Source organism: Streptomyces sp. SID10853 (assembly GCF_010548145.1).
Classification (GTDB): domain Bacteria; phylum Actinomycetota; class Actinomycetes; order Streptomycetales; family Streptomycetaceae; genus Streptomyces.
On the sequence record NZ_JAAGLN010000015.1, the window covers coordinates 18,000 to 37,276 of the forward strand.

Here is a 19,277-nt window from a genome sequence, read left to right on the forward strand (position 1 = left end):
TTTTGGCACTCCTCGTCCTTTTCTACGGCGTTACGTGCGGGCCGGACTCTGGGCGAGGATGGCAGTCATGACACCCATCATTACCGCATCCGATCTCGCGAGCGAGTCGGCCGGACCCCGTCCGCCGGTGCTCCTCGACATCCGCTGGCAGCTCGGCGGCCCGAACCTGCGCCCCGATTACGAGGCCGGCCACATTCCCGGCGCGGTCTTCGTCGACCTGGACACGGAGCTGGCGGGGCCTCCCGGCGCGGGCGGCCGCCACCCGCTGCCCGAACCGGCGGAGCTGGGCGCGGTGCTCCGCCGCGCGGGCGTCTCCCGTGACACCCCGGTCGTCGTCTACGACGGCGGCCAGGGCTGGGCCGCGGCGCGCGCCTGGTGGCTGCTGCGCTGGACGGGACATCCGCACGTCCGGGTACTGGACGGGGGTCTCGCATCCTGGACCGGGCCGCTCTCCACCAGGACCCCGCAGCCCGAGCCGGGCGACTTCGTACCCGCCCCCGGGGCGCTGCCGCTCCTCGACGCGGACGGTGCGGCCGAGCTGGCGAGGAAGGGCGTACTGCTGGACGCCCGCGCCGCAGAACGCTACCGGGGTGACGTGGAGCCCATCGACCGGATCGGCGGGCACATTCCAGGCGCGGTGTCGGCCCCGACGTCCGAGAACACCGCGGCGGACGGGCGCTTCCTCCCGACCGGTGAACTGACCGCGCGGTTCAGCGCGTTGGGTGCGGCGGACCGGGGCGCGCAGGTCGGCGTCTACTGCGGCTCGGGCGTGTCGGGGGCGCATGAGGTGCTGGCCCTGGAGATCGCGGGCATCCGGGCCGCGCTCTACGCGGGCTCCTGGTCGCAGTGGTCGTCGGACGAGTCCCGCCCCGTCGCCACCGGGCCCACCCCCGACGGCGGCTGAGCGCACGGCACGGGGCCCGTACGCACCGCGTACGGGCCCCGTGCCACTGCTCCTGCTACTCCTGCTTCTTGCGCCGGGTGCCGAAGACGATCTCGTCCCAGCTCGGCACGGCCGCACGCCGGCCCGGACGGACACCGTCCGCCTCGGCCTGCCGGTCCGTCGTCCCGGTCAGCCGGTCACGGTGGCCTGCCACCGCACGGGGCATCAGCACGTCCGCGTACGCCGAACCGGCCCCGGCGGACGCCGCGGGCGGCTCCTCGGTCTCCGGCTCCTGCGCGGGCTCGGACGGCGGAAGCTCGGGCGGGGCGGGGCGCTCGGGAACGACCATGTCGCCCCGGAAGCTCGGGACGGCCTCCAGCAGGCTGGTCAGCGAGTCACGCTCGCCGCTGCCGCTCTCCTCCGGCTCGGGAGGGGCGGGCACCGGCGCGGTGGGGCGCTCCATCTGCCGGTCCAGCGCGCGGTCGAGCGGCCGGTCGCGGGGCAGCCTGGCGATCCTCGGTACGAACGGGAAGCTCGGCTCGGGCGCCGCGAGCGAGTCGTCGGACTCGCCGATCAGCGACCGTGCCTCGTCGTCCATGGCCTGCACCAGGCGGCGCGGCGGGTCGTAGCTCCAGCTCGCCGAGTGCGTCTCGGTGGCGACCCGGTAGACCAGCAGGACCTCCCAGGTCCCGTCGTCGCGGCGCCAGGAGTCCCAGAGCACGGTGTCCCGCTCGGCGCCGCGCAGCAGCAGCCGCTCGTTCACGGCCTCGCCGAGCTGCGGTCCTGTGCCGGTGTTCTCACCGGCGCGCCGTACGGGGGTCTTGCGGGCGCGCTCGGCCATGAAGGCACGCTCCGCCAGCACGGGCCCCTCGAAGCGGCGGACCCGGTCGACCGGGATCCCGGCCATCTGGGCGACCTCTTCGGCGGAGGCGCCTGCTCTTATACGCGCCTGGATGTCACGGGGACGGAGGTGGCTCTCCACCTCGATCTCGATCTGGCCGAGGCGGGCGCGGTCATTACGGACCGCCGCACGCAGCCGCTCATCGATCGGAAGCGTGTACTCCGTACTGTCCGCAGCTTTGAGCACCAGTCGTGTGCCGTCATTCGAGACGGCCACGACACGCAGTTCGGGCATGGGAACCTCCCGGGTGGTGCCTGCCGACGTCACGTGCGTCGCTGCTTCCGCTAGTCGAGTGTGGCCTGCCCGGGTACAGCACGCCACAACCTTGCCGAGTTATCCGGCGTGTCGGGCCTCGGCCCTGAAACGCCGTTATGGCACGGTTACCTGTTTGCGACGCAGAGCGACCGTCGGTCACTCTGTGCAGCAAGGCGCCGGTGCAGTGCCATGGTGCTGCCGGTTCGAGTGCCGCCTTAGGCCCCCTCCCGTTGGTCCGGACACCCCTGAGGGAGGCCGGGCCCAGGGCTCGCCACAGTACTCCATTCGGGCCAAGCGGGTGGACGGCTCGCCGCTGAACTTCCCGGGGTCCGGCGGCGGGGGAGCCCTGTATGTGCCGTCAGCGTATGCCCGTGGGTGTTGTGCTTCACACAATCTTCCGAACCGGAACTATCTACTTCGCTCAAATGTCCCTTTCTGGTGCAGGGTGTAACCAGATGGGCAAACAGGGGCTGGTGATGGAGCAGAAGCCGGACGGCGGCACAGAGGCCGGAAGCGGGAAGAGGAGACAGCTCGATCTGAGCGTCCCGCAGGTCGCGGGCAGTGCGTTCGCCGCTGTGGTGGCGGCCGTGCTGGCCTCGCAGCTCGGCGTGTACGGAACGATCATCGGCGCGGGCCTGGTGAGCGTGATCGCCACCTGTGGCGGCACGGTCTTCCAGCATCTCTTCCGGCGCACGGGAGAGCAGATCCGCGAGGTGACGGTCCAGGTCAAACCCAAGGTCCTGAAGGTCCCGGTGCGGCAGGTGCCGGGGGCGCGGGGCCCGGGGGACGCGCCGCCGACGATCGCGGCGCCGTGGCCCGGGCGGTCCGACGCCGACCGTACCGAGTGGACCGCGACGCTCCCCGCCGACGGGGAGCCGGACGCCACGCGGCTGCTGACGCCGGTCGCGGACGAAGGGTTCACCGAGGCCACGACCCATGGGACACGGGTGCGGGGCTGGAAGCGCTCCTCACTCGCCGCCCTGGTCGTGTTCCTCGTGGCGATGGCGGGGATCACCGGCTTCGAGCTGCTCTCCGGACACGGCCTCAGCGGCGGCTCGGGGACGACCGTGGGCTCGGTGGTCCAGGGCGGCAGCGGGACCGGGCACCACTCGCCCGCGCCCGCGGTCTCCGACGACCCGCGGCAGAGCCAGGATCCGCAGCGGCACGACGGGCAGCAGAGCACAGGACCCGACCCCTCGCCGTCCACCGGCGCCGGGTCCGGCTCGGGCGACACCGGCGAGTCGAAGCCCGACCCGGGCAGGACCGGCACGTCGACCGACCCGACGCCCACCCCCTCGCAGCCGGCGACGGGCGGCGGGCAGACCCCGGACCCGACACCGTCCGACGGTTCGGGTGACGGCTCGGGCTCCACATCGGGGCACGACGGCACCGGAGCCAAGCAGGACAACGCGCCGGAGACCGGCGCGCAGAGCCCGGCCGGATAGCGGACAGAAGCCCGGCTACGGGCGGGACAGCACACGCGGTGGGACAGCAGAGTCCGGCCGAACAGCAGAGCCCGGTGGGTACGCGGCCCCCCGGGGAGCCAGGCTCCCCGGGGGGCCGCGGCCTGCCGTCAGTCGCCCAGGACCCGGCGCAGGTAGTCGTTGCCGAACAGCCGCTGCGGGTCGAGCCGGTCGCGTACCGCCGTGAACTCGGCGAAGCGCGGGTACACCCCGGCCAGATACGCCGCGTCGCGGGTGTGCAGCTTGCCCCAGTGCGGCCGCCCGCCGTGCGCGGTCATGATCCGCTCCACCGCAGTGAAGTACGCCCGGTGCGGAGTGCCCCGGTACAGATGGACCGCGATGTACGCGCTCTCCCGGCCCGAGGCCGTGGAGAGCGCGATGTCGTCCGCGGGTGCCGTACGGACCTCGACGGGGAAGCTCACCCGCAGCGGCGAGCGCTCCACCATCGCCCTGACCTCGCGCAGCGCCTCCACCGCGGCCTCGCGCGGGAGGGCGTACTCCATCTCCACGAAGCGCACCCGGCGCGGACTTGTGAAGACCTTGTAGGGGATGTCCGTGTAGGTGCGGGCGGACAGCGCCCGGCTGGAGATCTTCGCGATCGCGGGGATCGTCGCGGGGACCGCCCGGCCCAGCGAACAGGCCGCCTGGAAGACGCCGTTGGAGAGCAGCTCGTCCTCGATCCAGCCGGCCACCCTGCCGGGCGGGGCGGCCGGGCCCGCGCTGCGGTTGTTGCGCTTCGTGTTGCAGTTGCCGGTGTGCGGGAACCAGTAGAACTCGAAGTGCTCGTTCTCGGTGACGAGCTGGTCGAAGTCCGCGGTCACCCGGTCGAAGGCCATCGGCTCCTCGCGGGCCGTCAGCAGGAAGACGGGCTCCACCGCGAAGGTGATCGCGGTGACGACCCCCAGCGCGCCGAGGCCGATCCGGGCGGCCGCGAAGACATCGGGGTGCTCGGTCGCCGAGCACGTCAGCACCGAACCGTCGGCCGTGACCAGTTCGAGCGCCCGGATCTGCGCGGAGATCGAGGCGGACTCGCGGCCGGTGCCATGGGTGCCGGTGCTGGTGGCGCCCGCCACCGTCTGGTCCATGATGTCGCCCATGTTCGTGAGGGTGAGCCCCTCACGCGCCAGCGCCTGGTTGAGCCGCTTCAGCGGGGTCCCGGCCTCGACGGTCACCGTGCCGGCCGTGCGGTCGATCCGCCGGATGCCGGTGAGGAGACCGGGGCGTATCAGCAGCCCGTCGGTCGCCGCCGCCGCGGTGAAGGAGTGGCCGGTGCCGACGGCCTTCACCTTCAGGCCCTCGTCCGCCGCCCGCCGGACGGCGTCGGCCAGTTCGGCGGTGGACGCCGGGGTCACCTCACGCGCCGGGCGCGCGGTGACGTTACCCGCCCAGTTACGCCAGGGCCCCGTCTCCCGTACCGCCGTCGCCGTCCGTGCCGCAGCCGGTGTCCTTGGTGTACCGCTCATCCGCCCCGCTCCCGTCTAGTGGCACCGGCACATTGAGCCGGCGGTACCCGGGCAACGCCACCACGGCCGCGAGCGCTCCCGCCACGAGCGGCACCAGATACCCCTGGCGTGCCCCGCCCGCGTCGACCACCCAGCCGGCGGCCGACGAGCCGAGCGCCACCCCGACAGCGAGACCGGTACTCGTCCAGGTCATGCCCTCGGTCAGCCTGCTGCGCGGTACGTGCTGCTCGACGAGGGCCATCGTGGTCACCATCGTCGGTGCGACGAAGAGCCCCGCGACAAAGAGCGCCCCGGCCAGAAACGGCAGGTTCCCGGCCAGTTGGAGGGGGATCATACTCAGGGCCATCGCGCACACCCCCACCAGCCACCTGCGCGAAGCGGCCCCGCGCAGGTGCAGCAGCCCGAAGACCGCCCCGGCCAGACAGGATCCCAGCGCGTACACCGCGAGGACCAGACTGGCCAGCGCCTTGTGGCCGCGCTCGTCGGCGAACGCGACCGTCACGACGTCGATCGACCCGAAGATCGCGCCCGTCGCCACGAACGTCAGCACCAGCAGCCGCAGTCCGGGGGAGCCCAGCGCGGAGCCGCCCGGGCCGTGCGCGTGCGGATGCGGGGCCGGTTCGGTGGCGCGCTGCGCCGTCAGCCAGCACACCCCCACCACGAGGAAGCCGCCCGCCATCAGCGGCCCCGCTTCCGGGAACCAGGCGGTGGAGAGCCCGATGGAGAGGATCGGGCCGAAGATGAAGCACACCTCGTCGACGATCGACTCCCAGGAGTACGCCGCGTGCAGCTTGCGCGGATCGCCCCGGTGGATCGCCGCCCAGCGGGCCCGGACCATCGAGCCGACGCTCGGCACACAGCCCGCTCCGGCCGCGAAGACGAAGAGCGTCCAGTCCGGCAGCCGCTGCTGCGCACAGACCAGCAGTCCCGCGACGGCGACGGCGGAGACGACGGTCGCCCGGCGCAGCACCCGCCGCTGCCCGTACCGGTCGACGAGCCGGGAGATCTGCGGGCCGATCGCGGCCGCCGACAGCGCGAGCGTCGCCGAGAGCGCGCCGGCCAGTCCGTACCGCCCGGTGAGCTGCGAGATCATGGTCACCACACCGATGCCCAGCATGGACAGCGGCATCCGGCCGAGGAGTCCGGCCGCCGAGAACCCCTTGGTGCCGGGGGCGGCGAAGATCGCACGGTAAGGACTGGTCAAGAAGGGCTCCGGTAAGGCGTACTGATGGTGTGCGCAGCTTACGGCCTCGCCTGGGGCCGTTCGGGCGAAGATCCCCGCAGAGCATCCGGGGGCAGCTCCGACCAGGCGTTCCGTGGGGGGTCCCGGCGGCTGTCGGACCCGGGTGGCAGGATCTGAGGCATGTCCGATCAGCGCGATCCAGCTCCCTACGACGCCCTCCTGCTGCTCTCCTTCGGCGGCCCCGAGGGCCCGGACGACGTGGTCCCGTTCCTGGAGAACGTGACCCGCGGCCGCGGCATCCCGAAGGAACGGCTCAAGGAGGTGGGTCAGCACTACTTCCTCTTCGACGGGGTCAGCCCCATCAACGGCCAGAACCGCGCCCTCCTCGACGCGCTCCGCAAGGACTTCGCAGGGCACGGCCTCGACCTTCCGGTCTACTGGGGCAACCGCAACTGGGCGCCGTATCTGACGGACACCCTGCGCGAGATGACCGCCGACGGGCACCGCCGTATCGCGGTCCTGGCCACCAGCGCGTACGCCTCGTACTCCGGCTGCAGGCAGTACCGCGAGGACCTCGCGGGCGCGCTGGCCACGCTGGAGGCGGAGGGCCTGGAACTGCCGCGCGTCGACAAGCTCCGGCACTACTTCAACCACCCGGGCTTCATCGGTCCCATGGCCGATGGCGTACTGAAGTCCCTGGCGGAGCTGGACGACACGGTCAGGTCCGGCGCCCACCTGGCGTTCACCACCCACTCCATCCCGACGGCCGCCGCCGCCGGCTCGGGGCCCGACGGCGGGGCATACGTCGCCGAGCACCTGGACGTGGCACGGGTCATCGTCGAGAAGGTCCGTGCGCAGACGGGTGTCGCACACCCCTGGCAGCTCGTCTACCAGTCGCGCAGCGGCTCCCCGCAGACGCCGTGGCTGGAACCCGACATCTGCGACCACCTCACGGAGCTGCACGGGGCGGGGGTGCCCGCGGTCGTCATGGTGCCCATCGGCTTCGTGTCGGACCACATGGAGGTCCTGTACGACCTGGACACCGAGGCGGTCGCGAAGGCGGCCGAACTGGGCCTGCCGGTCGCACGGTCGGCGACCGTCGGCGCCGACCCGCGCTTCGCCGCGGCGGTCCGGGACCTGCTGCTCGAACGGGCGTCGGCCGAGCAGGGCCGCCCGGTGGAGCGGTGCGCGCTCGGCGCGCTGGGCCCCTCGCACGACGTCTGCCCGGTCGGCTGCTGCCCGGCCCGTACGGCCAGGCCCGCGGCCGCGGGCGCCGACAGCCCGTACGTCTAGGACCTGTCCGCCCGTCCACGTGCGGCATGCCCGTACGCGCGATCCGAGGGAGAACCGTGACCGACCCGCTCCACACCGAACTGCTCGAACTGGCCCTGGAGGCCGCCCGGCGCGCCGGGGCGCTGCTGCGTGACGGACGCCCCGCCGACCTGGGGGTGGCGGCCACCAAGTCCAGCCCCATCGACGTCGTCACCGAGATGGACATCGCGGCCGAGAAGCTCATCACGGGCTACCTGACCGACTTCCGCCCCGACGACGGCTTCCTGGGCGAGGAGGGCGCGAGCGCGGAGGGCAGCAGCGGTGTCCGCTGGGTCATCGACCCGCTGGACGGCACCGTGAACTACCTCTACGGGCTGCCCACTTGGTCCGTCTCCATCGCAGCCGAGCAGGACGGCGAGACGGTCGCCGGGGTGGTGGCCGCACCGATGCGCGGCGAGACCTTCCACGCGGTGCGCGGCGGTGGCGCCCACCTCGGCGGAGCGCGGCTGCGGTGCAGGCCCGCGCCCCCGCTCGACCAGGCCCTGGTGTCGACCGGTTTCAACTACGTGGCGACGGTGCGCACCCATCAGGCGGCCGTGGCCCAGCGGCTCATCCCGCAGCTGCGCGACATCCGGCGCGGCGGCTCGGCGGCGATCGACCTCTGCGATGTGGCGGCAGGCCGGCTCGACGGGTACTACGAGCGGGGGCTGCACCCGTGGGACCGGGCGGCCGGTGACCTGATCGCCCGCGAGGCGGGTGCACTGACCGGCGGACGCCCGGGGGAGCGCCCCACGGACGATCTGACGGTCGCCGCGTCGCCGGGCGTCTTCGAGCCGCTCCAGGCGCTGCTGGAGGAGTACGGCGCCTGGCACGACTGAGCGCCTACGGCGGCCCGGCGCCGCACACGCCCGGCGGCGCCGCACGCGCCTGGCTCCGCACGGGGTCCGGACATACGGAGCCCCCGGCACCGTTCCGTGGTGCCGGGGGGCTCCGTGAGTGAGCCGTGCGGGTCAGACGCCCGCAGTGCGGATGTCCGCGCCGGACTCGGCGGTCAGGGCCGGTCCGACGGTCACGCCGTGCTCGGCCGCGAGGCGGTGAAGATCGTCCAGCTCGCCCTGCTCGACCTCCGCCAGGAAGTCGTCGCCGGACTCGCGGGCACGCGTCAGGTCGGTCTGGGTGGCCTTTATCCGCTGCAGCAGACCTGCGGTGAATGCGTCCATGGTGCGCCCCCTCGTCGTGGGTCGGTGGCACGGGGGTGTGCCGAGGGTCATCAACTGATCACGCGTCCCCGGTGGTGGCGGAGCGAGGTGTGGCGCGCCCCGTACAGGGCGTGATCGGCGGGTGTGCAGTCGTCCTCCCCTTGCTCCGCCTCGAAGAAACCTCAACCGCACCGGGAATCCCTGAATTCCCCGCCGTCCGGTGCCGGGCACTGCCTTACAGCCGGTTTATGGCCGTACGGGGCAGGATGGAAGTACACACCCCAGGCCAGACCCTGCCCGGACACGGGCTGTAACGGAAGGACAAGCGCCGTGCGCGTACTCGTCGTCGAGGACGAGCAGCTGCTCGCCGATGCGGTGGCCACCGGACTTCGCCGGGAGGCCATGGCCGTCGACGTCGTGTACGACGGCGCCGCGGCCCTGGAGCGGATCGGGGTCAACGACTACGACGTCGTGGTCCTCGACCGGGACCTGCCGGTCATCCACGGTGATGACGTCTGCCGCAAGATCGTCGAACTCGGCATGCCCACCCGGGTCCTGATGCTGACGGCTTCGGGCGATGTCAGCGACCGCGTGGAGGGGCTCGAGCTGGGCGCGGACGACTATCTGCCCAAGCCCTTCGCCTTCACCGAGCTGACCGCCCGGGTCCGGGCACTCGGGCGCCGTACGACGGTCGCCCTGCCACCCGTCCTTGAGCGGGCCGGCATCAAGCTGGACCCCAACCGCCGTGAGGTCTTCCGGGAGGGCCACGAGATCCAGCTGGCCCCCAAGGAGTTCGCCGTGCTCGAAGTGCTGATGCGCAGCGAGGGCGCCGTCGTCTCGGCGGAGCAGCTCCTGGAGAAGGCGTGGGACGAGAACACCGATCCGTTCACCAACGTCGTACGGGTGACCGTCATGACGCTGCGCCGGAAACTCGGTGAGCCCCCGGTCATCGTGACCGTGCCGGGCTCGGGTTACCGGATCTGAGCGCCCCGTGGCCACCAGCCCGGCGGCGCCACCGGCACCGCCCAAACCGACCTGGGACCCGAAGAGCTCGGAGTCCCTCTCCCCGCTGCTGCGGCCGACGATCCGGATACGTCTGACGCTGCTCTACGGCGGGATGTTCCTGATCGCCGGCATCCTGCTGCTGACGATCATCTACATGCTGGCGGCGCAGGCGCTCAACGTCGGTGGCCAGCTGCCTTTCAAGATCGTCACCGGTTCGGTCACCAGCGAGGTGTGCAACCTGCCCAAGGGGGGGTCGGCCGACCAGTTCAACGAGGCGATGAACTCCTGCGTCAACCACCAGCGCCAGCAGGCGCTCGACCATCTGCTGGCCCGCTCGCTGTACGCCCTGGTGGGCCTCAGCATCATCGCCTTCGCCTTCGGTTACGCGGTCGCCGGGCGGGTGCTGTCCCCGCTGGGCAGGATGACCCGCACGGCCCGCCGCGTGGCGGGCACGGACCTGACCCGGCGGATCGAGCTGGACGGCCCTGACGACGAGCTCAAGGAGCTCGCCGACACCTTCGACGAGATGCTCGACCGGCTGGAGCGTGCCTTCACCGCGCAGCAGCGGTTCGTCGCCAACGCGTCGCACGAGCTGCGCACACCGCTGGCGATCAACCGCACGCTGCTGGAGGTGCACCTCTCCGACCCGGGCGCGCCCGTCGAGCTCACCCAGCTCGGCAAGACGCTGCTGGCCACCAACGAGCGCAGCGAGCAGCTGGTCGAGGGGCTGCTGCTGCTGGCCCGCAGCGACAACCAGATCGTCGAGCGCAAGCCGGTCGACCTGGCCGAAGTGGCCACCAGGGCCATCGACCAGACCCTGGCGGAGGCCACCGAGAAGGGGGTGGAGATCCGCGGGGAGCAGTCGCCCGCGGTCGTGCAGGGCAACGGCATCCTGCTGGAGCGGATCGCCCTCAACCTCGTCCAGAACGCCGTGCGGTACAACATCGCGGAGGACGGCTGGGTGGAGGTCACCACCGAACTGCAGCCGGGCCAGGCGCTGCTGGTGGTTTCGAACACGGGCCCCGTGGTTCCCGCTTACGAGATCGACAACCTCTTCGAGCCGTTCAGGCGCCTGCGCACCGAGCGGACCGGCAGCGACAAGGGCGTCGGACTCGGTCTGTCCATCGCGCGTTCCGTCGCCCGCGCCCACGGAGGCCGTATCATCGCGGAGCCCCGCGAGGGTGGCGGCCTGGTGATGCGTGTCACGTTGCCTGTCTGAGCCGGTCGGCGGGGGTAGGCCGGATGTTCGCTTTGCGCGGAATTTTCGGGACGCGTTCCCGTAAGACAGATGTGCGATCGGTCACAGGGGCGATTTTCCGTCCACCTACTCTCCGTTATCCGCAAATCCCCGAAAACCCGGGAAAACCCTGGGTTTCCAGGGGGTGCGATCACGGGAAGTACACGGGGTGGCGCCCGCAAAGCGCCACCCCGGGACCGTGTACGGTCCCGATCGCCATCCAAATCGATCTCTCCCCGGGGATCCGGTTGGGTGTCGATTGAGTAACAGACCTTGATGTGAGGCAAAATCTCCGCCTCGGGTCGGGCACAAGTCCGGCCTCTCACGCGTTACGTGCGCTGGAGACACCGCAAATACCCAGAGGGGGAGAGCGCGACATGGCTACGGATTACGACACTCCACGCAAGACCGACGACGACAGCGACCAGGACAGTCTGGAAGAGCTCAAGGCACGTCGGAACGACAAGTCGACAGCCGCTGTCGACGTCGACGAGTTCGAGCAGGCCGAGGGCCTGGAACTGCCCGGCGCCGACCTGTCCAACGAAGAGCTGTCGGTGCGGGTGCTGCCCCGCCAGGCCGACGAGTTCACCTGCATGAGCTGCTTCCTGGTGCACCACCGCAGTCAGCTGGCGCGCGAGAAGAACGGCCAGCCCATCTGCCGCGACTGCGACTGAGGCAGCCGGCCGTGGCAGGCGCGACACCGTCCCGGAAGCGACGCTTCCGGCGGAAGGGTTCCCCCGAGGACCAGCAGGGCCGTACGGGCCCGGCAGAGGGTGCGGAAGCGCCCGCCGAGCCCCCCGCCCTCCGGCCCCCGGAGGAGGACGACCACGGGGCGAGCGCGCTCGTCAGCAGCGCACGTGACGACGAGCGGGGCCTTCCGGCCTCGCTCGACGAAGCGGCGCCCTTCGCTGCGGTGGCGCGGGGCGTGCAGGACGGACCCACGACCGGGGCCCGTCGGCTGGGCGCTCTCAGGAACGGCGTGCAGGGAATACAGCACGGGATACAGCACGGCATCCAGAAGGGCGGGGCAGGCGCGAAAGCGGGGTTCGCGTACATCGCCGACCGCATCATCGACATCGCACCCCGGATCCCGGTCCGCGATCTCACGACACTGCGCAAGCACTTTCCCGGGCTCGGCCCGGAGGAGATCGCCGACCGGCTCGTCGCGGGGGCCGCCAACGCGACATCGACCGTCGGCGCTGGCATCGGAGCGGCCGCGATGCTGCCCGTACCGCTCGCCATGCCGGCCGAGATCGCCGCGGAGATCACCGGGGTCGCGGCGATCGAGCTGAAGCTCATCGCCGAACTGCACGAGGTCTACGGGATGCGCCCGCCGGGCGGCCTCAAGGAGCGCTCCACCGCCTATCTGCACGCGTGGTCGGGCGAGCGCGGCTTCGACATCACCAAGCCCGCCACCTTCACCGCGCTCGGCGGCCAGATGAAGCGCGAAATGCGCCAGCAGATCATGAAGCGCACGGTCCGCGACCTGCCGAACCTGATGCCGTTCATGGTGGGCGCCACCGTCGGCGCCGTGATGAACCGCAGGGACACCAGGAAACTCGCCGACAAGGTGCGCAAGGACATGCGCAAGCGCCAGGTCCCGTGGGACGCCCTTCCCGAGCTGCCGCCCCTGGAGAAGCCGAAGGAGCTTCCCGGCGAGAAGCCGAAGGAGCTTCCCGGCGGAAAGACCGCGGAGCCGTAACGGCCGCGGAGCAGGAAAGACCGCGGAGCAGGAAAGACCGCGGAGCAGGAAAGACCGCGGAGCAGGAACGACGGCGGAGCTGTAGCGCCCGCAGGCCGCGTCAGCCCTGGGCGGCGGTCACACCCGTCAGGGCGGCCTTGAGCGCCTCGGGATCGCGGGTCGAGAGGTAGGCGTACGGCGTCGGGTCGGCCGGGTCCGTGATCTCCACCCGCAGAGCCGTCCGCACATAGCTGCGCATCAGCATGAAAGCGCGCGGATCGGCCTTGTACGAGCGCCAGGCGACCGTCTCCTCGGCGTCCAGCACCGTGGCCTCGCCCAGCGCGGACAGCGGGATCTTCGCGTCGCCCGCGACGAGCGACCCGGCGACGACCCGGATACGGACCGAGCCGTACGAACTCACGATGATGCCCGCCACTGCCGCCCCGCCGACCAGGCCGCCGAGCATCGGCAGCGTGCCGAGGGGCAGGGTGATCAGCGCGCCCGCGACCCCGACGAGCAGGGCGATGAGCCACCAGGAACGGGGCGCGGTGAGACGTTCTTCGTAAGGCTGCATAAAGCCAAGCTTGGCATGGTGGCGTCCCCGGGTTGCCGCGCGGGTAATGTCTGCGGCTGTGACACGAACATCTTCAGGGCTGACGCCCCCGGCCGACGCCATAGCGCCCGTGCGCCACCACGATGCCCCGGCCCCCGGAGAGCTCCTCGGAGCGCACTACGCGCACTGTTTCGGCTGCGGCGAGGGACAGCCGCACGGGCTGCACCTCCAGGCGCGGGCCGGCGAAGGTGTGACCGTCACCGCCGAATTCACCGTGAAACCCGCCCACCAGGGCGCACCGGGCCTCGCGCACGGCGGTGTCCTGGCCTCCGCGCTCGACGAGACGCTCGGATCGCTGAACTGGCTGCTGCGGGTCATCGCGGTGACCGGCCGGCTGGAGACCGACTTCGTGCGGCCCGTCCCGGTGGGCACCGCGCTCCACCTGCAGGCCCGGGTCACCGCGGTGAGCGGCCGGAAGATCTACTCCACCGCGACCGGCCGGATCGGCGGCCCCGACGGGCCCGTCGCGGTCCGCGCCGACGCCCTGTTCATCGAGGTCAAGGTCGACCACTTCACCGAGAACGGGCGGCCGGAGGAGATCAGGGCCGCGATGGACGACCCCGACCAGATCAAGCGCGCCCGCGCCTTCGAGGTGAACCCATGACCCGTGCCCCCGTGGACGTACTGATCCACCGCGTCGACCCCGATGTGCCGCTCCCCGCCTACGGGCACCCGGGCGACGCGGGCGCCGACCTGATGACCACCGAGGCCGCCGAGCTGGCGCCGGGGGAGCGGACCGTGCTGCCCACCGGGATCTCGGTGGCGCTGCCCGACGGGTACGCCGCGTTCGTGCACCCGCGGTCCGGGCTCGCCGCCCGCTGCGGAGTTGCCCTGGTGAATGCCCCGGGGACGGTGGATGCCGGGTACCGTGGAGAGATCAAGGTGATCGTGGTGAATCTCGATCCGCGCGAGACGGTGCGGTTCGAGCGCTTCGACCGGATCGCCCAGCTGGTAGTACAGCAGGTCGAGAAGGTGCGCTTCCATGAGGTGGCGGAGCTTCCCGGCTCGGCACGGGCCGGAGGGGGCTTCGGGTCCACCGGCGGACATGCCGCTGTGGGCGGGCCACAGGGTGGGAATCGATACGCATCGGTCGTATCCGACCGGGAAGGACAGTGACGTGTTCGGACGTCGCAAGAACAGCGGTTCCGACGAGGACGCGGCGGGCGAGGCCGGGCAGTTCGACGGCGAAGACGCCGCAGGCGATGAGTCGGCGGAGGTGAGCCAGACGCACAGGTCCGGGCTGCCTCCCGCTCCCCGGCCGGACGGTCCCTGGGACATCTCCGAGGTCCGTGAGGCGGCCGAGGGGCGGGTGGACCTGGGCGGTCTGTTCGTCCCCGGAGTCGAGGGCATGGAGCTGCGCGTCGAGGTCGCGGGCGACGCGATCGTCGCGGCGACGGTCGTCCTGCGCGACAGTGCCGTCCAGCTCCAGGGCTTCGCGGCACCGAAGAAGGAAGGCATCTGGGGTGAGGTGCGCGAGGAGATCGCCTCGGGCATCACCCAGCAGGGCGGCATCATCGACGAGGTCGAGGGCCCCCTCGGCTGGGAGCTGCGGGCCCAGGTGCCCGTCCAGCTCCCCGACGGTACGAACGGCGTGCAGCTGGTGCGCTTCGTCGGCGTCGACGGCCCGCGCTGGTTCCTGCGCGGGGTCATCTCCGGGCAGGGCGCGGTCCAGCCCGAGGCGGCCGGGGTCCTGGAGCAGATCTTCCGGGACACCGTGGTCGTCCGGGGTGAGGGGCCGATGGCTCCCCGTGACCCGATCGTCCTCAAGCTGCCGGACGACGCGCAGATGATGCCTGACGGTGTCCAGCAGGAGGAGCAGGAGGGCTCGCGCTTCTCCGGTGGCATGGGCCAGCTCCAGCGCGGCCCGGAGATCACCGAGGTGCGCTGACCTCCGTCCCACCCGCTGAGCCCCGTCCCACACACGGAGACAGCGCGCACAGCACAGCAGGGCCGGTGGCCCGCACTCCCCGACGGGGGTGCGGGCCACCGGCCTTTCTGCTGGTCACAGCCGTGTGCGCCCGGTCACACGGGGGTGCGTAGGGATCGCGTCAAGGGCGGGCCCCTCGCCGTATGGGTGGCGTCAACGAACGGCTGAGGCGCCTTTCGAGGGGGTTTGCTCAGGGAGTCCGCACTTCCGATCCTCGAACTGTTTCAGGAGCTCACGATGGCCGATGTGGCCTTCGTCGTCACCATGGCCGCGGTCTTCGCGCTGGTGGCGCTCATCGCCAAGGGGGTGTCGAAGCTGTGACCGGTTCTGCCGTGGAAGCGGTGATCGGCCTCGTGGTGGCCGTCGCCCTGCTGGGCTATCTCGTCCTCGCCCTTGTCCACCCGGAGAGGTTCTGAGCCTGATGAGCCCCGTACTCGCCGGAGCGCTCCAGATGCTCGCGCTCATCGTGGCGCTCGGTCTGGTCTACCGGCCCCTCGGCGACTTCATGGCCCGCGTCTACTCCTCCGACCGGCATCTGCGGGTCGAGAAGTGGATCTACCGGGCCATCGGCGCCGATCCCGACTCCGCGATGCGCTGGCCGGCGTATCTCCGCGGGGTCCTCGCCTTCTCGCTGGCGAGCATCCTCTTCCTCTATCTGCTCCAGCGGACGCAGGGCGCGCTGCCCGGTTCGCTGGGCTTCCGGTCGATCGACCCGGACCAGGCGTTCAACACCGCCGCCTCGTTCGTCGCCAACACCAACTGGCAGTCGTACGCGGGCGAGCAGGCCATGGGCCACGTCGTGCAGACCGGCGGCCTCGCGGTGCAGAACTTCGTCTCGGCCGCCGTCGGCATGGCCGTAGCCATCGCCCTCGTACGGGGCTTCGCCCGCTCCCGTACCACCGCGTCCGGCGGCGGTGAACTGGGCAACTTCTGGGCCGACCTGGTCCGTGGCACCGTCCGCATCCTGATCCCCGTCGCCGTCGTCGGCGCACTGGTCCTGGTGGCGTGCGGCGCCATCCAGAACTTCGCGGGGATCCACGAGGTCGGCCAGTTCGGCGGCGGATCGCAGCAGTGGAACGGCGGCGCCGTCGCCTCCCAGGAGGCCATCAAGGAGCTGGGCACCAACGGCGGCGGCTACTTCAACGCCAACTCCGCCCACCCCTTCGAGAATCCGAACGGTCTCTCCAACCTCCTGGAGGTCTTCCTGATCCTGGTCATCCCCTTCGCGATGACCCGCACCTTCGGCCGGCTGGCCGGCTCCGTCCGGCAGGGCTACGCGATCCTGGCGACGATGGTGACCATCTGGATCGCCTTCACCGCCCTGATGATGTGGACCGAGTTCCACCACGGCGGCCCCGCCTTCGACATCGCGGGCGGTGCGATGGAGGGCAAGGAGACCCGCTTCGGGACCGGCGGCTCCTCGATCTTCTCGGTGGCGACCACGCTCACCTCGACCGGCGCGGTCAACTCCTTCCACTCGTCCTTCACCGGATTCGGCGGGGGCATCACGCTGCTCGGGATGCAACTGGGCGAGATCGCGCCCGGCGGTGTCGGCTCCGGCCTCTACGGCATGCTGATCATGGCGGTCATCGCGGTGTTCATCGCGGGCCTGATGGTCGGCCGCACCCCCGAGTACCTGGGCAGGAAGATCGGCGTCCGGGAGATCAAGCTCGCGGCCTGCTACATCCTCGTCACCCCGGCGCTCGTGCTCTGCTTCACCGCGGCCGCGATGGCGCTCCCGACCCCCGGCCACTCGATGGCCAACTCCGGGGCGCACGGCTTCTCGGAGATCCTCTACGCCTACACGTCAGGCGCCAACAACAACGGCTCGGCCTTCGCCGGTCTCGGCGCCGACACCCAGTGGTTCAACACCACCATCGGACTCGCGATGCTGCTCGGCCGTTTCGTGCCGATGGTGTTCGTCCTGGCCCTCGCCGGCTCGCTCGCGGAGCAGCGCCAGGTCCCCGAGACCTCCGGGACCCTCCGCACCGACAAGCCGCTCTTCGCCGGGCTCCTCGTCTCCACGATCGTGATCATCGCTGGTCTGACCTACTTCCCGGCGCTCGCGCTGGGACCGCTCGCTGAAGGGCTGGCGTCATGAGTACCCTCACCCCGGCCCGCGCCCCGCACCAGGGCGCACCGCAGGGCCCGAAGCCCGGAGGCCGCGTCGGCGGCGGCCTGTTCGACCCCCGGCAGCTGCTCAGTTCCTTCCCCGACGCGCTGCGCAAACTCGACCCGCGGATCATGGTCAAGTCGCCGGTGATGTTCGTGGTCGAGGTCGGTTCGGTGGTCACCACCGGGTTCGCCCTCAAGGATCCCGGGGACTGGTTCGGCTGGGCCGTCACCGGCTGGCTCTGGCTGACCGCGGTCTTCGCCAATCTCGCGGAGGCGGTCGCCGAGGGCCGCGGCAAGGCCCAGGCCGACACGCTGCGCAGGGCCAAGAGCGACACCGTCGCCCGGCGCCTCGACGGCGCCGTGGAGGAGCAGGTGCCGGGGACCGCGCTGCGCATCGGCGACCTGGTGGTCTGCGAGGCCGGTGACACCGTGCCCGGGGACGGCGACGTCGTCGAAGGGGTGGCCTCGGTCGACGAGTCCGCGATCACCGGCGAATCGGCCCCCGTCATCAGGGAGTCGGGCGGTGACCGCTCGGCCGTCACCGGCGGTACGAAGGTCCTCTCCGACCGGATCGTCGTCAGGATCACGACGAAGCCCGGCGAGACCTTCATCGACCGGATGATCAGACTGGTGGAGGGCGCCGCCCGGCAGAAGACGCCCAACGAGATCGCCCTGAACATCCTGCTCGCCTCGCTCACCATCGTCTTCCTGCTGGCCGTCGTGAGCCTCCAGCCGTTCGCGACGTACGCCGGTGCGAAGCAGTCGATGACCGTCCTCACCGCGCTGCTGGTCTGTCTGATCCCGACCACCATCGGGGCGCTGCTCTCCGCGATCGGCATCGCGGGCATGGACCGGCTCGTCCAGCGCAATGTGCTGGCCATGTCCGGACGCGCGGTCGAGGCCGCCGGCGATGTGTCGACCCTGCTGCTCGACAAGACCGGCACCATCACGCTGGGCAACCGGCAGGCCGCCGCGTTCGTCCCCGTCCGTGGCGTCACGGAGGCGGTGCTCGCCGACGCGGCGCAGCTCTCCTCACTGGCCGACGAGACACCGGAGGGCCGCTCGGTCGTCGTACTCGCCGAGGAGCGGTACGGGCTGCGCGAGCGCAGCCGCGGTGAGACGGCAGGGGCCGAGTGGATCTCCTTCACCGCGCAGACCCGGATGTCGGGTGTGGACACCGGCGGCCGCCGGATCCGCAAGGGCGCGAGCGGCTCCGTGGTGGCCTGGGTACGGGAGCAGGGCGGCCAGGTGTCACAGGACGCGCAGACGCTCACCGACGCGATCTCCCAGGCGGGCGGCACCCCGCTGCTCGTCGCCGTCGAGGACCGGGACGGCGCCCGGGTGCTGGGCGTCATCCACCTCAAGGACGTCGTCAAGGAAGGCATGCGGGAGCGGTTCGGCGAGCTGCGCCGGATGGGCATCAGGACCGTCATGATCACGGGCGACAACCCGCTGACGGCCCGGGCCATCGCCCAGGAGGCCGGTGTCGACGACTTCCTCGCCGAGGCCACCCCCGAGGACAAGATGGCGCTGATCAAGCGTGAGCAGGCCGGCGGCAAGCTCGTCGCGATGACGGGCGACGGGACGAACGACGCCCCGGCGCTCGCGCAGGCGGACGTCGGGGTGGCCATGAACACCGGGACATCGGCCGCCAAGGAGGCCGGGAACATGGTGGACCTGGACTCGAACCCCACCAAGCTGATCGAGATCGTCGAGATCGGCAAACAGCTGCTCATCACCCGGGGCGCGCTGACGACGTTCTCGATCGCCAACGACGTCGCCAAGTACTTCGCGATCATCCCCGCGATGTTCGCGGTGGCGTACCCGGGCCTCGACAAGCTGAACATCATGCGGCTCTCGTCGCCCGAGACGGCGATCCTGTCGGCTGTCGTCTTCAACGCGCTGGTCATCGTCGCGCTGGTGCCGCTGGCGCTGAAGGGCGTGCGGTACAGGCCGGCCGGCGCCGACCGGATGCTCCGCCGCAACCTCGGCGTCTACGGGCTCGGCGGCCTGGTCGCCCCGTTCGTCGGCATCAAGATCATCGATCTGCTCATCTCCCTCATACCTGGCATCGGGTGAC

Annotated in this window: 20 protein-coding genes; 15 read left to right on the top strand and 5 right to left on the bottom strand. The window is 71.3% G+C overall.

Annotation, left to right across the window (positions count from 1 at the left end; all coding sequences use genetic code 11):
• Positions 1 to 67 precede the first annotated feature (67 nt).
• Positions 68 to 904 (top strand): sulfurtransferase, encoded by an 837-nt coding sequence (locus tag G3I19_RS05570; RefSeq protein WP_164260101.1) that lies wholly within the window; start codon positions 68 to 70, stop codon positions 902 to 904.
• Between the two features lie 55 nt (positions 905 to 959).
• Here G3I19_RS05570 and sepH read toward each other — a convergent pair whose 3' ends face one another.
• Positions 960 to 2,018 (bottom strand): septation protein SepH, encoded by a 1,059-nt coding sequence (gene sepH / locus G3I19_RS05575; RefSeq protein ID WP_164260103.1) that lies wholly within the window; start codon positions 2,016 to 2,018, stop codon positions 960 to 962.
• A 476-nt stretch (positions 2,019 to 2,494) separates the two neighbouring features.
• Between sepH and G3I19_RS05580 the strand changes: the two genes are divergently transcribed.
• Positions 2,495 to 3,484 (top strand): hypothetical protein, encoded by a 990-nt coding sequence (locus G3I19_RS05580; protein ID WP_239073989.1) that lies wholly within the window; start codon positions 2,495 to 2,497, stop codon positions 3,482 to 3,484.
• 128 nt (positions 3,485 to 3,612) lie between these two features.
• Here the strand turns inward: G3I19_RS05580 and G3I19_RS05585 are convergent, their stop codons facing one another.
• Together G3I19_RS05585 and G3I19_RS05590 are read right to left on the bottom strand one after the other, a co-directional pair.
• Positions 3,613 to 4,965 (bottom strand): D-arabinono-1,4-lactone oxidase, encoded by a 1,353-nt coding sequence (locus G3I19_RS05585; RefSeq protein WP_164260105.1) that lies wholly within the window; start codon positions 4,963 to 4,965, stop codon positions 3,613 to 3,615.
• Entirely contained in the window at positions 4,892 to 6,169 is a 1,278-nt protein-coding gene (locus tag G3I19_RS05590; protein WP_164260107.1) for an MFS transporter, read from the bottom strand. Before G3I19_RS05590 ends, G3I19_RS05585 begins: the two co-directional genes overlap by 74 nt.
• Before the next feature lie 159 nt (positions 6,170 to 6,328).
• Here G3I19_RS05590 and G3I19_RS05595 point away from each other — a divergent pair, with 159 nt between their 5' ends.
• Complete coding sequence (locus G3I19_RS05595; protein ID WP_164260109.1) at positions 6,329 to 7,441, top strand: ferrochelatase; 1,113 nt, start codon at positions 6,329 to 6,331, stop codon at positions 7,439 to 7,441.
• A 56-nt stretch (positions 7,442 to 7,497) separates the two neighbouring features.
• Positions 7,498 to 8,298, top strand: coding sequence for an inositol monophosphatase family protein (locus G3I19_RS05600; protein ID WP_164260111.1), 801 nt, complete (start codon positions 7,498 to 7,500; stop codon positions 8,296 to 8,298).
• Positions 8,299 to 8,430: 132 nt separating this feature from the next.
• Here G3I19_RS05600 and G3I19_RS05605 read toward each other — a convergent pair whose 3' ends face one another.
• A complete protein-coding gene (locus G3I19_RS05605; RefSeq protein ID WP_164260113.1) occupies positions 8,431 to 8,640 on the bottom strand; it encodes a hypothetical protein in 210 nt (69 codons plus the stop codon).
• Positions 8,641 to 8,949: 309 nt separating this feature from the next.
• Here G3I19_RS05605 and G3I19_RS05610 point away from each other — a divergent pair, with 309 nt between their 5' ends.
• From G3I19_RS05610 to G3I19_RS05625, 4 genes are all read left to right on the top strand, one after another.
• Entirely contained in the window at positions 8,950 to 9,603 is a 654-nt protein-coding gene (locus G3I19_RS05610; RefSeq protein ID WP_164260115.1) for a response regulator transcription factor, read from the top strand.
• A 7-nt stretch (positions 9,604 to 9,610) separates the two neighbouring features.
• Positions 9,611 to 10,843: an ATP-binding protein gene (locus G3I19_RS05615; protein ID WP_164260117.1), complete on the top strand. Its 1,233-nt coding sequence runs from the start codon at positions 9,611 to 9,613 to the stop codon at positions 10,841 to 10,843.
• Positions 10,844 to 11,238: 395 nt separating this feature from the next.
• Positions 11,239 to 11,535 (top strand): DUF4193 domain-containing protein, encoded by a 297-nt coding sequence (locus G3I19_RS05620; protein ID WP_164260119.1) that lies wholly within the window; start codon positions 11,239 to 11,241, stop codon positions 11,533 to 11,535.
• A gap of 11 nt (positions 11,536 to 11,546) precedes the next feature.
• Entirely contained in the window at positions 11,547 to 12,563 is a 1,017-nt protein-coding gene (locus G3I19_RS05625; RefSeq protein ID WP_164260121.1) for a hypothetical protein, read from the top strand.
• A gap of 100 nt (positions 12,564 to 12,663) precedes the next feature.
• Here G3I19_RS05625 and G3I19_RS05630 read toward each other — a convergent pair whose 3' ends face one another.
• On the bottom strand, positions 12,664 to 13,116 hold the full coding sequence (locus G3I19_RS05630) for a DUF3093 domain-containing protein (protein WP_164260123.1): 453 nt from the start codon (positions 13,114 to 13,116) through the stop codon (positions 12,664 to 12,666).
• Between the two features lie 58 nt (positions 13,117 to 13,174).
• Between G3I19_RS05630 and G3I19_RS05635 the strand changes: the two genes are divergently transcribed.
• The 7 genes from G3I19_RS05635 (at position 13,175) to kdpB (ending at position 19,276) form a co-directional block, all read left to right on the top strand.
• A complete protein-coding gene (locus G3I19_RS05635) occupies positions 13,175 to 13,759 on the top strand; it encodes a PaaI family thioesterase (protein WP_164260125.1) in 585 nt (194 codons plus the stop codon).
• A complete protein-coding gene (dut, locus tag G3I19_RS05640; protein WP_164260127.1) occupies positions 13,756 to 14,271 on the top strand; it encodes a dUTP diphosphatase in 516 nt (171 codons plus the stop codon). Before G3I19_RS05635 ends, dut begins: the two co-directional genes overlap by 4 nt.
• 1 nt (position 14,272) lies before the next feature.
• Complete coding sequence (locus G3I19_RS05645; RefSeq protein ID WP_164260129.1) at positions 14,273 to 15,043, top strand: DUF3710 domain-containing protein; 771 nt, start codon at positions 14,273 to 14,275, stop codon at positions 15,041 to 15,043.
• Positions 15,044 to 15,268: 225 nt separating this feature from the next.
• Positions 15,269 to 15,403 (top strand): hypothetical protein, encoded by a 135-nt coding sequence (locus G3I19_RS38020; RefSeq protein WP_275402695.1) that lies wholly within the window; start codon positions 15,269 to 15,271, stop codon positions 15,401 to 15,403.
• An 11-nt stretch (positions 15,404 to 15,414) separates the two neighbouring features.
• Positions 15,415 to 15,498 (top strand): K(+)-transporting ATPase subunit F, encoded by an 84-nt coding sequence (gene kdpF / locus G3I19_RS05650; protein ID WP_164260163.1) that lies wholly within the window; start codon positions 15,415 to 15,417, stop codon positions 15,496 to 15,498.
• A gap of 5 nt (positions 15,499 to 15,503) precedes the next feature.
• The gene (kdpA, locus tag G3I19_RS05655) at positions 15,504 to 17,183 is read left to right on the top strand and encodes a potassium-transporting ATPase subunit KdpA (protein ID WP_164260131.1); all 1,680 of its coding nucleotides are present in this window, start codon (positions 15,504 to 15,506) and stop codon (positions 17,181 to 17,183) included.
• On the top strand, positions 17,180 to 19,276 hold the full coding sequence (gene kdpB, locus G3I19_RS05660; RefSeq protein WP_164260133.1) for a potassium-transporting ATPase subunit KdpB: 2,097 nt from the start codon (positions 17,180 to 17,182) through the stop codon (positions 19,274 to 19,276). The genes kdpA and kdpB overlap by 4 nt, the downstream gene beginning before the upstream one ends.
• The last annotated feature ends 1 nt before the right edge of the window (position 19,277 follow it).